Source organism: Micromonospora sp. NPDC047740 (genome assembly GCF_043204735.1).
Classification (GTDB): domain Bacteria; phylum Actinomycetota; class Actinomycetes; order Mycobacteriales; family Micromonosporaceae; genus Micromonospora.
In genome coordinates, this window is record NZ_JBIDCT010000017.1 from 16,055 (window position 1) to 28,729 (window position 12,675).

At 72.6% G+C, this 12,675-nt stretch carries 15 protein-coding genes; 5 read left to right on the forward strand and 10 right to left on the reverse strand.

Annotation, left to right across the window (positions count from 1 at the left end):
• Positions 1 to 8: 8 nt before the first annotated feature.
• The 4 genes from ACGF4F_RS27635 to ACGF4F_RS27650 all read right to left on the reverse strand — a co-directional run bounded on the left by ACGF4F_RS27635 (position 9) and on the right by ACGF4F_RS27650 (position 4,332).
• Positions 9 to 956, reverse strand: coding sequence for an FAD-dependent oxidoreductase (locus tag ACGF4F_RS27635; protein WP_357441427.1), 948 nt, complete (start codon positions 954 to 956; stop codon positions 9 to 11).
• A gap of 127 nt (positions 957 to 1,083) precedes the next feature.
• The gene (locus ACGF4F_RS27640) at positions 1,084 to 1,584 is read right to left on the reverse strand and encodes a YfcE family phosphodiesterase (RefSeq protein ID WP_357441165.1); all 501 of its coding nucleotides are present in this window, start codon (positions 1,582 to 1,584) and stop codon (positions 1,084 to 1,086) included.
• Positions 1,585 to 1,720: 136 nt separating this feature from the next.
• Positions 1,721 to 2,500: a glucose 1-dehydrogenase gene (locus ACGF4F_RS27645; protein ID WP_357441168.1), complete on the reverse strand. Its 780-nt coding sequence runs from the start codon at positions 2,498 to 2,500 to the stop codon at positions 1,721 to 1,723.
• Positions 2,497 to 4,332, reverse strand: coding sequence for a glycoside hydrolase family 15 protein (locus ACGF4F_RS27650; protein ID WP_357441171.1), 1,836 nt, complete (start codon positions 4,330 to 4,332; stop codon positions 2,497 to 2,499). The genes ACGF4F_RS27645 and ACGF4F_RS27650 overlap by 4 nt, the downstream gene beginning before the upstream one ends.
• A 102-nt stretch (positions 4,333 to 4,434) precedes the next feature.
• On the opposite strand from ACGF4F_RS27650, the gene ACGF4F_RS27655 reads away from it, so the two are divergent.
• Entirely contained in the window at positions 4,435 to 5,022 is a 588-nt protein-coding gene (locus ACGF4F_RS27655) for a general stress protein (protein WP_357441174.1), read from the forward strand.
• Positions 5,023 to 5,065: 43 nt separating this feature from the next.
• Here the strand turns inward: ACGF4F_RS27655 and ACGF4F_RS27660 are convergent, their stop codons facing one another.
• Positions 5,066 to 5,254, reverse strand: coding sequence for a hypothetical protein (locus ACGF4F_RS27660; RefSeq protein ID WP_357441177.1), 189 nt, complete (start codon positions 5,252 to 5,254; stop codon positions 5,066 to 5,068).
• Positions 5,255 to 5,342: 88 nt separating this feature from the next.
• Here ACGF4F_RS27660 and ACGF4F_RS27665 point away from each other — a divergent pair, with 88 nt between their 5' ends.
• Positions 5,343 to 5,702, forward strand: coding sequence for a hypothetical protein (locus ACGF4F_RS27665; protein ID WP_393081724.1), 360 nt, complete (start codon positions 5,343 to 5,345; stop codon positions 5,700 to 5,702).
• A 21-nt stretch (positions 5,703 to 5,723) separates the two neighbouring features.
• Here ACGF4F_RS27665 and ACGF4F_RS27670 read toward each other — a convergent pair whose 3' ends face one another.
• Positions 5,724 to 6,311, reverse strand: coding sequence for a DUF1684 domain-containing protein (locus ACGF4F_RS27670; protein ID WP_357441179.1), 588 nt, complete (start codon positions 6,309 to 6,311; stop codon positions 5,724 to 5,726).
• 138 nt (positions 6,312 to 6,449) lie between these two features.
• Between ACGF4F_RS27670 and ACGF4F_RS27675 the strand changes: the two genes are divergently transcribed.
• Positions 6,450 to 6,932, forward strand: coding sequence for a MarR family transcriptional regulator (locus tag ACGF4F_RS27675; protein ID WP_357441182.1), 483 nt, complete (start codon positions 6,450 to 6,452; stop codon positions 6,930 to 6,932).
• A 10-nt stretch (positions 6,933 to 6,942) separates the two neighbouring features.
• A complete protein-coding gene (locus ACGF4F_RS27680; RefSeq protein WP_357441184.1) occupies positions 6,943 to 7,929 on the forward strand; it encodes a pirin family protein in 987 nt (328 codons plus the stop codon).
• A 52-nt stretch (positions 7,930 to 7,981) separates the two neighbouring features.
• Here ACGF4F_RS27680 and ACGF4F_RS27685 read toward each other — a convergent pair whose 3' ends face one another.
• Positions 7,982 to 8,110 carry a hypothetical protein gene (locus tag ACGF4F_RS27685; protein ID WP_357441187.1) on the reverse strand — a complete coding sequence of 43 codons (129 nt, stop codon included), beginning with the start codon at positions 8,108 to 8,110 and terminating at the stop codon, positions 7,982 to 7,984.
• A 281-nt stretch (positions 8,111 to 8,391) separates the two neighbouring features.
• Positions 8,392 to 9,132: a hypothetical protein gene (locus ACGF4F_RS27690; RefSeq protein WP_357441190.1), complete on the reverse strand. Its 741-nt coding sequence runs from the start codon at positions 9,130 to 9,132 to the stop codon at positions 8,392 to 8,394.
• 344 nt (positions 9,133 to 9,476) lie between these two features.
• Here ACGF4F_RS27690 and ACGF4F_RS27695 point away from each other — a divergent pair, with 344 nt between their 5' ends.
• Positions 9,477 to 10,298: a SigB/SigF/SigG family RNA polymerase sigma factor gene (locus tag ACGF4F_RS27695; RefSeq protein ID WP_357441193.1), complete on the forward strand. Its 822-nt coding sequence runs from the start codon at positions 9,477 to 9,479 to the stop codon at positions 10,296 to 10,298.
• A gap of 148 nt (positions 10,299 to 10,446) precedes the next feature.
• Here ACGF4F_RS27695 and ACGF4F_RS27700 read toward each other — a convergent pair whose 3' ends face one another.
• Entirely contained in the window at positions 10,447 to 11,037 is a 591-nt protein-coding gene (locus tag ACGF4F_RS27700; protein WP_357441195.1) for a GNAT family N-acetyltransferase, read from the reverse strand.
• Between the two features lie 76 nt (positions 11,038 to 11,113).
• The gene (locus ACGF4F_RS27705; RefSeq protein WP_393081731.1) at positions 11,114 to 12,637 is read right to left on the reverse strand and encodes an APC family permease; all 1,524 of its coding nucleotides are present in this window, start codon (positions 12,635 to 12,637) and stop codon (positions 11,114 to 11,116) included.
• Between the last annotated feature and the right edge of the window lie 38 nt (positions 12,638 to 12,675).

The following is a 12,675-nucleotide window of genomic DNA, read 5'->3' on the forward strand; positions in this document are numbered from 1 at the left end:
GGGCCCGGTCAGCGGCGGTCGGTGCGCAGCCGGGTCGCGAGCGCTCGGCCGAGGTCGCGGCCGGAGCGCCAGGCGCTCTGCACCCGGGGCCGCCCGAACGCGTCCCCGGCAACGCCGATCCCGTCGTCGTCCAGGTGGTAGGCGCCGTCACCGCCGTCGGTGGGGGTGGCGTACGTCCAGCGGTGCACGTGCACCAGCTCGGCCGGCTCGGGCAGGCCGAGCAGGTCGCGGACCGCCTCCTCGATCGACGGGCCGGCGGCGGTGGGCTGCAGCAGGTGCGCCGCGGCGAACTCGGGGGTGGTGTGCGCGACCAGCACCGGCGCGGCGTCGCCCCGCCGGTCGCCGTCGTCGCAGACCAGACGCAGCAGCGGGTGGCCGTTGACGAAGGCGCCCCGAAAGTCGGGCCAGCGGCGGGCCGGGAAGCGCAGCACCGCGGCCAGCGCCGACGACCAGCGCTGCGCGGCCACCGCCCGGGTCGCCGCCGCGAGTGCGGGGTCGAGCAGCAGGGCTGCCTGTGGGCCCGGCATGGCCAGCACCGCCGCCTCGCACGCCCGGCCGTCCACCCGCGGCCCCGGTGCCACGGTCATCACCAGCCGGTCGTGCACCACGGTGAGGTCCCGGGCCAGGTGTTCGACCAGCGAGCGCAGCCCGTGCGGGGCCGCCCAGCGCACCGGCCCGGCGACCTCGCACCGCCCCTCTGGGCCGTACGCGATCAGGGTGTCGGTCCACGGCCGGATCAGGCCGGCGGCCCGCCAGCCGTCGACGACGTCGGCGAAGTCCGGGTCGTCGACGGTGAGGTACGCAGCCCCCAGGTCGGCGGGGCGGCCGTCGAAGCGTTTGCTGGCCATCCGCCCGCCGGTGACCCGGGCCCGCTCGCGGACCTCCACCGGAATGCCGGCCCGAGTCAGCTCGTTCGCGCAGGCCACCCCGGCGATGCCCGCGCCGACCACCACCACACCCGCCCGGTCCGCCGCCACCGCATGATCGTAAGCGGCGGGCGGCGTGCCGGCCTCCGGACCGGAGGGCTGGCCGAGGCGCCATCCCGGCGGATCGACGAGCTCCCCCGGTCGCGGCCGGTGCGAGTCAGCGCGGGGGCAGGCGGTGCAGCTCCACCCGGTCGAGCCGCCCCGCCGCCACCCGCGCGGTCAGGTACGTCGCGTACGGCTGGGCCCGACGGTCGGTGGGTGAGCCGGGGTTGAGCAGGCGCAGTCCGTTCGGGGCGACGCTGTCCCACGGGATGTGGGAGTGCCCGAAGACGAGCAGGTCGCAGTCGGGGTAGGCGGCCGCGCAGCGCTCCTCCCGGCGGGTCTTCGGCCCGGTCTCGTGCACCACCGCCACCCGCAGCCCGGCCAGTTCGACCCGGGCCACCTCGGGCAGCCGGGCCCGCAGCGGCGGCCCGTCGTTGTTGCCGTAGACGCCGATCAGTCGGCGGGCCCGGGCCGCCATCGCGTCCAGCAGCGACACGTCCACCCAGTCCCCCGCGTGCAGCACCACGTCGGCGGCGTCGATCGCCGCCCAGAGCGTCGACGGCAGATCCCGCGCCCGCTTAGGCACATGCGTATCCGCGGTAACCACCAACTCCACCCCCCGATCCTCCCCCACCCCGCCCGTCTCCGCGTCGATCATGAGGTTGGCGGCACTCGGGGAGATCCACTCCGCCGCCAACCTCATGATCGCCGGCGCGGGCGGGGCGACGGGCGGGGCGGGGCGGCGGACGGGGTCAGGCGCCCTGGCCCTGGTTCTGCATGAGGCCACCGTCGATGAAGTACGTCGACCCGGTCACGTAGTCGGCGTCGTCGCTGGCCAGGAAGACCGCCACCTTGGCGATCTCCTCCGGCTTCGCGGCCCGCTTCCAGGGGATGCTCTGCACCTGTTCCTCCAGGTACTTCGGGTCGTCGATGGCCCGCTGGTTGAACGGGGTGAGCACCATCCCGGGGCCGATGTTGTTGACGTTCATGTGCATCGGCGCCACCTCGAGGGCCAGGCTCTTGGCCAGTTCCAGCATGCCGCCCTTGCTGGCGTCGTAGTCGGAGCCGCCGGCCCGGGCCACCTCCTGGTGGATCGAGGTGATGTTGATGATCTTCCCGTGCCCGCCCTGGTCACGCCGGTGCCGGACGAACCGGCGGCAGCAGAAGAACATCCCGTACAGGTTGGTCCGGATGCACCGGTCCCAGGTCTCGGTGTCCAGGTCCGCAACCGGAATGCCGGAGGCGTCGACGCCCGCGTCGTTCATCAACACGTCCAGGGTGTCGAACTCGGCCAGCGCCTCTTCAAACATCGCCTCCACCTGGTGCTCCACGCTGATGTCGCCCTGCACCACCACGGCCCGCCGGCCGGCCTTCTCGATCTCCGCCTTGGTGTGGTTCGCCCCGGCGTGGTCGTGGAGATAGTGCACCACCACGTCGGCGCCCTCCCGGCCGAACTCGATGGCGGTGGCCTGGCCGATGCCCGAGTCCGAGCCGGTGATCAGGGCGGTCTTGCCCGCCAGTCGTCCCGTCATCCGCGTGCTCCCTCCGTGGTCGCCGTACCGGTCGGCACGGCCTCCCGCTCGAACCGTTCGGCGGCCTCGGTGATGTGGCCCGCGGCGTTGATCAGGCCGATGTGCGAGAAGGCCTGCGGGAAGTTGCCGAGCTGCTCGCCGGTGGCCTGGTCGATCTGCTCGGCGTACAGGCCGAGGTCGTTGAGCCGGGCGGCGAGCTGCTCGAACAGCCGCCGCGCCCGGTCCAGCTCGCCGGCCTCGGCGAGGCAGCTGACCAGCCAGAACGAGCAGATCACGAAGCCCGCCGGGTCGGTGTCCCAGCGCCGCAGCAGGCCATCCCGGGAGAGCCGGCGCTCCACCGCGTCCATCGTCGACCGCATCCGCGGGTCGTCGGCCGGCAGGAAACCGACCAGCGGCATGATCAGCACGGAGGCGTCCAACTCGTCCGAGTCGAACGCCCCGGTGTACGCGCCGAGCCGGTCGTTCCAGCCCCGGGTAAGCACCGCCTGGCGCACCTCGTCCCGGGCCGCCGCCCAGCGGGCCACGTCGGCGTCGTCGCCAATCCGCCGCCCGAAGCGGACCGCCCGGTCCAGCGCGGTCCAGCACTGCACCTTGGACGACAGGTAGTGCCGCTCGGCGTCGCGCGCCTCCCACATCCCGGCGTCCGGCCGGTGCCAGTCCCGGACCGCTCGGACCGCCAGGGCGTGCAGCAACTGGCGGACCTCGGGGGACATCGGGTCCAGGTAGTGCCGCATCAACCAGGCGGCGTCGAGGATCTCGCCGAGCACGTCCGTCTGCCGCTGCCGCCACGCGTCGTTCCCGATGAAGACCGGCCGACTGCCGGCGTATCCGGAGAGATGGTCCAACTGGTGTTCGGTGAGGTCCCGCTCCCCGTGCACGCCGTACATGATCGGCACCGGCTCGTCGCCGATCCGGCCCATGGCCCGGGACACCCAGGCGAACTGCCGGTTGGCCTCGTCCGGACAGGCGGCCCGCCAGAGCGCCTGGAGGGTGAGGCTGAAGTCGCGTACCCAGACGAAGCGGTAGTCGTAGTTGCGGTCACCGCCCAACTCCTCGGGGAGCGAGGTGGTGGCCGCGGCGACCACCGCGCCGCTGGGCTGGTAGATCATCCCCTGCACCACTATCGCGCTGCGCTGCACCTGCTCGCGATACTCGCCCTGGTACTGGTCGCGATGCAGGTCGGCCCAGGACCGCCACCCGGCGACCGTGTCGGCCACCACCCGGTCGGCGTCGGGCACGTCGGGTGGACGGCCGGAGTAGGTGTCGGCGTGGCCGAGCGTGAAATGGTGGCGGCTGCCGGCACGAGCGGTGAACCGCCCGGTGGCCTCACCGTCCCCGAGGTCCAGCGGAACGTTGGCCCGCAGGTTCAACCGGCAGGTGCCGGCGGTGGCCTGGATCTGCCCGTCGGATTCGGTGAGGTACGCGCTGACCCGCCCGTACTCGAAGCGGGGCTGGTACTGCACCCGCATCGGGACCTCGCCGGTGAGTCCCTCGACCAGCCGCGCGAGAACACGCGGTGAACGCAGTCCGATCTCGTGGCCGCACGCCCCGGACTCCAGCGCCAACGCGTCGGTCACCGCCACGGAGCCGGTCCGGGTGGTGAAGACGGTACGCAGCACGAGCGTGTCGTCCAGGTAGGACCGTTCCGTGGTGAAGTCGTCCTCGGGGCGAATGGTCCAGTGCCCGGCGCGGTCGTCCAGCAGCCGCCCGAAGACGGAGGGCCCGTCGAAGCGCGGTGGGCACCACCAGTTGACCGCACCGGCCCGGTCGACCAGTGCCGCGCTGAGACCGTCCGCCAGGAACCCGTGCTCGGCTATCCGCCCGCTCTCCACGACCCTGCCTACCCGGCTGGACCGGCGGCATGTGCGGCGACGGCCCCGGCGTTACCGCCCGTCATGGGTGGGAAACCGGGCGGTCGACGAAGGAGGACGCTCATGACCAGACCCTCGACTCCGTCCCCCGCCTGGCGGCCCGGGATGCCGGGCGGCTCCAACCTCCCGTCCGGCCCGGGCGGACAACCGGCCGCGCCGAGCGGGGACGGCCACGGGCCGGAGCCGGGTCCGCCGACCGTCACGATCGGCACGTACCCGGACTATCCGTCCGCCCAGCGCGTGGTGGACTATCTGGCCGACAACCGGTTCCCGGTGGAACACGCGGCGATCATCGGCACCAACCTCACCCTGGTGGAGACGGTGATGGGCCGGATGACCACGGGCCGGGCCGCGCTGATCGGCGCGGGGACCGGCGCCTGGTTCGGGCTCTTCATCGGCCTGCTGTTCGGCATCTTCACCGCCGGGAACTGGCTCGCGGTGATCGTGGTCGGGTTGGTGATCGGCGCGATCTGGGGTGCCGTGTTCGGCGCGGTGGTCCACGCGATGACCGGGGGCCAGCGGGACTTCACCTCGGCCAGTTCGCTGCGCGCCAGCCAGTACGCCGTGACCGTGCACGCCGACCTGGCCGACCAGGCCCGACAGTTGCTCGGCCGGATGCACCTGACGCCGACCGGCGCGACCGCCCGTTAGCCGACCGGCACCAGCCGAGAGGGCCCCGCGCGGGGCCCTCTCCTCAGTCTGTCGACAGATCCGGCCGGTGCTCCCGGATCCACTGCTCCACGTCCGACTTCCGCCACACCTTGCCCATCGCCAGAACGGCGACCGGCTCGGGGAAGTTCCGCTGGTTGGCGATCACCGAGGCGCGCTGCCGGGAGACACCGCCGAGCATCACCCGGATCTCCGACACGCCGACAAGCTCCACATGTTGACGATGACAGCGGCGATGTGCCTAGACGACGACAACTACGCAGGCCGTTGACGTAGTCAACACCTTGCATCACCATGAGCAGGTGACCGTCCCCCTGCACGACCGCCAGCGTCGGGCCGTGCGCCCGCACCTGCCCATGCGGCCCCGGTGGCTGTGCCGGATCTGCGCCGCACCCTGGCCGTGCCAGCCTGCCCGGCTGTTGCTGCTGATGGAGTACCGGCGGGATCGGGTGGCCCTCTCGGTCTACCTGGCGGGCCTGCTCTTCGACGCCACCGGAGACCTGGTGAAGCTCAACCCGAATGCCACCCCGTCCCCGGCGGAACTCTTCGACCGCTTCCTCGCCTGGGCCGCCCCCGAAACCCGCAACCGCCGCCAGGTTGATCATGAGGTTAGCGGCACTCCTAGAGATCAAACTCCCCGCCAACCTCATGATCACCGCTAGAAATGGACAGCGGGCCAGGTCTCAGGGGCGGTACGCCAGTTCGCCTGCCCGGATCGGGACGTCGAGGCGGTTCTCCGGCGGGGCGAGGGGGCAGGCCCAGCGGTCGTCGTACGCACAGCTCGGGTTGTAGAGGTAGTTGGCGTCGAGGCGGACCCGCCCGCCGGGCAGCACGGTCAGGCCGCGCCCGAAGGTGCCCTTCACCGTGTCGGTCAGGTAGCGCCCACCGCCGTAGGTCTCGGCGCCGCAGGTGGCGTCGCGCAGGGGCGCGAACAGCCCGCCCCCGTACGCCTCGATCCACCACACGGTGAGCGGGCCCCACGGGGTCTCGGCCACCGCGACCCGGCGGTACCGGACGACCCCGTCGGGCCCGCCGGTGTCGATGGTCTCCGCGCCTGAGGCGGGCCGCAGCGGCGCCTCGACCACGGCCGCCGGATCGGGCGGAAACCAGCGCAGCCCGGGGAAGCCGGCCCGGTCGGCGGCCGGCAGCGGGCTGCACGGGTGCGAGCGGAACAGGTCGTCGCGGGCGGCCCGGAACCCGGCCAGGTCCAGGTCGGAGAGGTAGAGCCGGGCCACCCGCTCCCGCCAGTCGAGCAGGTCGAGATCATCCACCCCCCGACCCTAGCCCGGGCAGCGGCGTTCGGATCTGTTTCAAATTCCAAACTCCTTCCCAGCACCACTCGCTGTCGCGCCGCTCACACGCACTCCACGGCACTTGTTTAAATTTGAAGTAGTGCTACTCTCGTAGCCGTGACCGAGAGCCTGAGCCCCGAGCGGATGAACGCCTGGCGCGCCTACATCGAGGCGAGCCAGCGGCTCTTCACCCAGCTCGAGGACGACCTGCGCGCCGACAGCGAGCTGAGCTTCGCCGACTACCACGTGCTGGTCCTACTCTCCGAGGCGCCGGGGCAGCGGCTGCGGATGGGCGAGCTGGCCAGCCGGTTGGTGTTCTCGCCGAGCCGGCTGACGTACCAGATCTCCTCGATGCAGAAGCGCGGCCTGGTCGCCCGGCAGTCCTGCCCGGAGGACCGACGCGGCAGCGAGGCCGTGCTGACCGCGGCCGGCCTGCTGGCGCTGCGCGGGGCCGCGCCGGACCACCTGCGTTCCGTGCGCACCCACCTGATCGACGACCTCGACGACGCCGAGGTCGCCTGCCTCACCCGGGTCTTCGAGCGGCTCGGCCGGCGCCTGCGCGCCGACCGCGACGCGTCGTCCACCCCGGCCGACAAGTAAGGAGCCCGCGATGCCCGCCATCACCGTCGACGACGTCCTCGTCCTGCCTCGCCTGCCGCGGCTGGACGAGTCCACCACATTCCGTCCGGTCCGCCGGCTGACCACCGCCCCGAGCGGGTACGAGGGCGAGGGCTTCCCGGTCCGCCGGGCCTTCGCCGGCGTGCCGCTGACCGAACTGGACCCGTTCATCCACCTCGACCAGATGGGCGAGGTCGACTACGCACCGGGCGAGCCGAAAGGGACCGCCTGGCACCCGCACCGCGGCTTCGAGACGGTGACCTACATGATCGACGGGATCATGGACCACCAGGACTCGCAGGGCGGCGGCGGGACCATCACCGACGGCGACACCCAGTGGATGACGGCCGGCAGCGGCCTGCTTCACATCGAGGCGCCACCGGAGCACCTGGTGATGAGCGGCGGCCTCTTCCACGGCCTCCAGCTCTGGGTCAACCTGCCTCGGGTGGCGAAGATGAACCCGCCGCGCTACCAGGACATCCGCGGCCGGGAATCGGCGCTGCTGACCACGCCCGACGGCGGCGCGCTGATCCGGGTGATCGCCGGGGAGATCGCCGGGCACAAGGGCCCGGGCTCGACCCACACCCCGATCACCATCGCGCACGTGACGCTGCAGCCCGGCGCGGAGCTGAGCCTGCCCTGGCGGCCGGACTTCAACGCGCTGGTCTACGTGCTGGCCGGCCGGGGCACGGTGGGCAGCGACCGCCGCCCGATCCACCTCGGCCAGCTCGCGGTGCACGGCCCGGGCGACGCGCTGCGGGTCACCGCCGACGCGAAGCAGGACGGCAACACCCCGGCCCTGGAGCTCTACATCATGGGCGGGCAGCCGATCCGGGAGCCGGTCGCGCACTACGGCCCGTTCGTGATGAACACCCGGGACGAGCTGGTCCAGGCATTCGAGGACTTCCAGGCCGGCCGGCTCGGCGTGATCCCGGCCGGGCGGATGCCGCACACCGACGGCGAGGGCTCCCGGCCCTGACGGATCCGCGCCGCACGGGCGTCCCGGGGCAACCCGGGGCGCCCGCCGGCGCTCAGGAGACGGCGAAGATGCCGGCCACGCCGAGGATCACCATCACCAAGACCGCCACCAGCGCACCCCGCTCCCCCTCCACCGCCGGCGCGCGGTGCTCGGTCACGGTGTTCGTCGTCTCGGCGGACATGGTGCGGCCTCCTCCGTGGGGCGGTACAGGGTCGCGGCGGGACCCACGGGAGGGGCGGCCGACCAGGGGCGGTCAGCGCGCGGGGCCGTCTCGGGGGGCCTACCGTGAGGTCGGGGTCGACCTCGGGAGGCTGGAACGTGGCGCTGCGGGACTGGTTCCTCACCGCACCGGAACGCGCCAACCCGGGATCTGTGTTACCCGTCTGGACGAGCGGAAACCTCGCCGAGCCGCTCATTCACGGCGCTGCCCACTTTGATCGGCTGGTCCGCGAGGCGGCCACGCTAAAGGCCGGTGACCACCTGTTCTTCACCGACTGGCACCGGCCGGAGGCCGGTGGCGGCCGGCGGCTGGTCCAGCGCGACCGGCAGCGCCGGGTACGCGAACGACACCCGGGGCGAGTACAGGCCGCCGCAGATGGTGAGCGGGTTGGCCGGGCGTAACGGATAGACCGGGTGTGCCGGGACGAGGAACTCCACCGACTCGACCTCGAACGGGGTCACCGGTTCGGCCACGTACGGGAATTCGGCGCTGAGCAGCCCGCCGCCCCAGGCGGTCAGGTAGCGGTGGTGCCCGCTGAACACCTGGCAGCCGGTGTCGCCGACGCGGGCGATCGTGCGGATGAGCGCAGCCCCATCCGCGTGGGTCTCCGCGGTCAACTGCTCGCCCCGCAGGTCGAGCCGGGTCTCCCCGGGTGTGGCCGGGACGCCCCGGGCGGCGGCGTAGTCGCGGACCCGGGGGCTGGAGGCGAAGTAGTGAATCCACAGGCCGCCGGGGGTGTCCCCCGCGGCCGGCGGCTCGATGCCGTCAAGCGCGACGCCGAGGTAGGTGAGGGAGTACGCGCCGAGGCCGGAGGTCTGCGCCGCGTCGTCCACCACGTACTGACAGAAGAACACCTGGCGGTCGGGGCTCGGACACACCCCGGCGGGCAGTACCGCCGCGACCGCGTCGGGGTCCGCCGGGAGCCAGCTGAACTGCAGCATCCGGGCGTTGAGGACGAGTTGCGGAGCGGCGGGGTCGAGCACGGGGTGCCTCCGTATACGGCTACCCCGTGACGCTACGGGCGGTCTCGTCAGCGGGACAACGACCGAAAGTCGGCAATGCGAGCTGATTGTCGGCTTCTCCATTGACCCATCGGTTGAGCTGCACTGACGAAGCGGACACCCGAAACGGACTCGGACTGCGGGCCGCCGCCGGCCCGCTATGTCCGGTGCCGCCGGATAGGATAATCAAAATCCCATAAGCACATCGTACTTTCGGCTAGATTTCTTTCGGACGATCGGGTTACGGTGGCTCCCGAACGTACGAACTGAAGCTGAACCCATGCGTCACGCCTTTCCTCCGCGGACGAGGTGCAGGGAGGACCACCATGACCGCGCACACGATCAGCGAGCAGGCGACCACACCGTCCACCACCGGAAAGCTCGACCCGGGCGCGCTCACCGACAGCGCCGCCGACCTGCTCAACGCGATGGCGGCGCTGCCCGTCAACCACCCGTCGCGCCCCGCGCTGCGCGACCGGGCGATCGAGGCCTGGCTGCCGCTCGCAAACCACCTCGCCCACCGCTACAGCGGTCGGGGCGAGCCCACCGACGACCTGGCGCAGACCGCCGCCGTCGGGCTGATCAAGGCGATCGACAAGTTCGACCCCTCCCGGGGCGTCGACTTCGCCGGCTACGCCATCCCGACCATCATCGGCGAGCTCAAGCGGCACTTCCGCGACCGGACCTGGGACATCCGGGTGCCCCGGCGCCTCCAGGAGCTGCGGCTGGCCATCTCCGACGCCAACAGCGCGCTGCTGCAGACCCTCGGCCGCTCGCCGACGGTCGCCGACATCGCCGCCCACCTCAACCTCACCGAGGAAGAGGTGCTGGAGGGCCTGGAAGGCGCCCGCGCCTACAACGCGGTGTCGCTGTCCACCCCGACCGGCGACGGCGACCGGGCCACCGAGCTGGGCGACATGCTCGGTGGCGAGGACGGCGAATTCGAGCTGGCCGAGCTGCGGGTCGCCCTGGGCCCGGCGCTCGCCACGCTCGACGAGCGGGAGCAGAAGATCCTCACCCTGCGGTTCTACGGCAACCTGACCCAGTCCCAGATCGCCGAGCAGATCGGCGTGTCACAGATGCACGTGTCCCGGCTGCTGGCCCGGGCGCTGACGAGGCTGCGCGGGCAGCTCGACGGAGCGTACTGACGGGGTGGACGACGGTGGTCGGGCCGGCGGGCCCGACCACCGTCGCGTCCACGCGGCCCGGTCGGCGGTTCGCCGACCGGGCCGTACCCGGTTTCCCGCCCGTCGCCCCGGGCCGCGTGGCCAGCCGCGCATCGGCGGCGCGCACCGCTCAGCCGACCGGGTCGCGCCACATCGGATAGAAGGGGGCGCCGTCGGGAACGCGGAACGGCTCGGCGGCCCGGTAGCCGTGCCGGGCGTACAGGTCGCGGCTGCGCTCGCTGCTCGCCTCCAGATATGCGGGCACGCCGTCGGCGTCGAGCAGGCCGTGATGGTGCCGCAGCAGCGCGTTGCCCAGGCCCCGCCCCTGGCGTTCCGGCGCGACCGCCAGAAACGCCAGATGGTGGTGGTCGGCGTGCGGGTGGTGTGCCTCGAACAGCTCGTCGAGATGCTGGAACCGCGGCGTCCACTCGCCGCAGGCGGCGGCGAGCCGGGCGTCGTAGTCGGCCGGCGGCGGGGCCGGCTCGCCGGCCTGCGGGAACCAGACCGCGACGCCCGCCCGGTCCGCGGTGCCGTGCACGATCCCGTGCAGCATCGCGTGGTCGACCAGGATCTCGAAGTTGTCGGCGAGCACCGCCTCCCGCTTCGCCTCGTCCGGCACGAGCCACCGGGTGACGGCCAGCAGCCGGAAGGCCCGGGCGATCCGCTCGGCGACCGACCGGGTCTCCGCCGGGCCGAGCCGCTCGATCGGCACCTCGCTCATGCCGTCACCTCGCTCCGCTCGGCGCCGCCATGAGGCACCACAGCACCGCACTGACGATTCACTCGCTGACGCTCGCTCATGCCGTCACCTCCGCCGCCGGCGGCGTCACCTCGTCGGCCGTCCGCGGCGCGGCGACGACGGCGCTCTCCGCGCCCAGCCCGATCCGGGCGTACACGGCCGGCCGGGTGCGGCGCAGCACCAGCCCCCAGAGCAGGCCGAGCAGCGCCGCCACCGGGTAGACCGCCGGGATCACCCAGCGCAGCGGCGAGTCCGGGGCGACCCCGAGCAGGATGGCGAAGTTGTCCACCGCGACCACGATGACGGCGACCAGCGCGATCGCCGCGAGGGCGGGGGCGACGACCCGCCGCCACAACGTCTCCTCGGTGCGGGTTCGGGCGAAGAAGGCGATCACCGCGACCGCGGTGGCGGTGATCAGCAGCAACACCCCGAACCCGCCGCCGGTGCCGCCCCAGAAGAACAGCTGCACCAGCGGGTCCCAGCCGGCGGCCGCGTAGAGGACGATCACGACCAGGCCGAGGGCGCTCTGCGCCAGGGAGGCGGCCCGCGGCGCCCCGGTGAGCGGCGAGGTCTGCCCGAACAGTGCCGGCAGCACCCGCTCCCGGCCGAGCGCGAAGGCGTACCGGGCGGTGGTGTTGTGGAACGAGATCATCGCCGCCAGCAGCGAGGTGAGGAAGAGCGCCTGGCCGATGGTCACCGCGGTGTCGCCGAGGTGCGCGCCGGCGAGGTTGAAGATGAGCCCCGTGCTCTGTTCCCGGGACGCGTCGACGATCCGGTCCGGTCCGGTGGCGACGGTCATCGTCCAGGCCGAGAAGGCGTACAGACCGGCGATGATGGCCACCGACAGGTAGGTGGCCATCGGGACGGTCCGCTTCGGGTCCTTGCTCTCCTCGCTGAACACCACCGCCGACTCGAAGCCGGTGAAGCCGGTCGTGGCCAGCACCAGGATCGCGCCGACCCCCGGCACCAGCAGATTGTCCGGCGACAGGGTGGCGAAGCTGACCGAACCGCCGGCCGGGTGGGTGACCTGCGCCAGGTCGAAGACGAGGATGACTGCGATCTCGGCCAGCAGCAGCACGGCGAGCACCAGGCCGTTCACGTCCACCCGGAGCACGCCCAGCACCGCGACCAGCGCCCAGGCGACCAGGGCCACCACCCACCAGGCGGGTGAACCGCCGAAGAGCTGGTCCAGCACCGGCTCGGCGGCCGCGCCGATCGCGCCGTAGAGCCCGACCTGCAGCGCGTTGTACGCGATCAGCGCGACCCACGCCGCACCGACCCCGGCGGGCCGACCGAGCCCACGGGCGATGTACGCGTAGAACGCGCCGGCGTTAGTCAGCCGGCGGGCCATCGCCACGTAGCCGACCGCGAAGAGGGTGAGCACCACCGCGACCGCCAGGAACGCCAGCGTGATGCCGGTGACGCCGGTGACGGCGTACCCCGTGGTGACCACGCCGGCCACCACGGTCAGCGGGGCGGCGGCGGAGAGGACGAAGAAGACGACCGACGGTATGCCGAGCCGGCCGCGGGCCAGGGCCTCGGAGACGTTGCTGGGACGCTCGACGGTGGCTGCAGGGGGCATGGGGGCTGCTCCGGTGGAGGGGGAGGAATGGGGGCGGT

Excerpts from the sequence above, each read along its gene's own strand:
- ACGF4F_RS27645 (WP_357441168.1), bottom strand. The coding sequence starts at position 2,500 with ATGACGGGACGACTGGCGGGCAAGACCGCCCTGATCACCGGCTCGGAC.
- ACGF4F_RS27655 (WP_357441174.1), top strand. The coding sequence starts at position 4,435 with ATGACCAGACCCTCGACTCCGTCCCCCGCCTGGCGGCCCGGGATGCCG.
- ACGF4F_RS27680 (WP_357441184.1), top strand. The coding sequence starts at position 6,943 with ATGCCCGCCATCACCGTCGACGACGTCCTCGTCCTGCCTCGCCTGCCG.
- ACGF4F_RS27685 (WP_357441187.1), bottom strand. The coding sequence starts at position 8,110 with ATGTCCGCCGAGACGACGAACACCGTGACCGAGCACCGCGCGCCGGCG.
- ACGF4F_RS27695 (WP_357441193.1), top strand. The coding sequence starts at position 9,477 with ATGACCGCGCACACGATCAGCGAGCAGGCGACCACACCGTCCACCACC.
- ACGF4F_RS27700 (WP_357441195.1), bottom strand. The coding sequence starts at position 11,037 with ATGAGCGAGGTGCCGATCGAGCGGCTCGGCCCGGCGGAGACCCGGTCG.
- ACGF4F_RS27705 (WP_393081731.1), bottom strand. The coding sequence starts at position 12,637 with ATGCCCCCTGCAGCCACCGTCGAGCGTCCCAGCAACGTCTCCGAGGCC.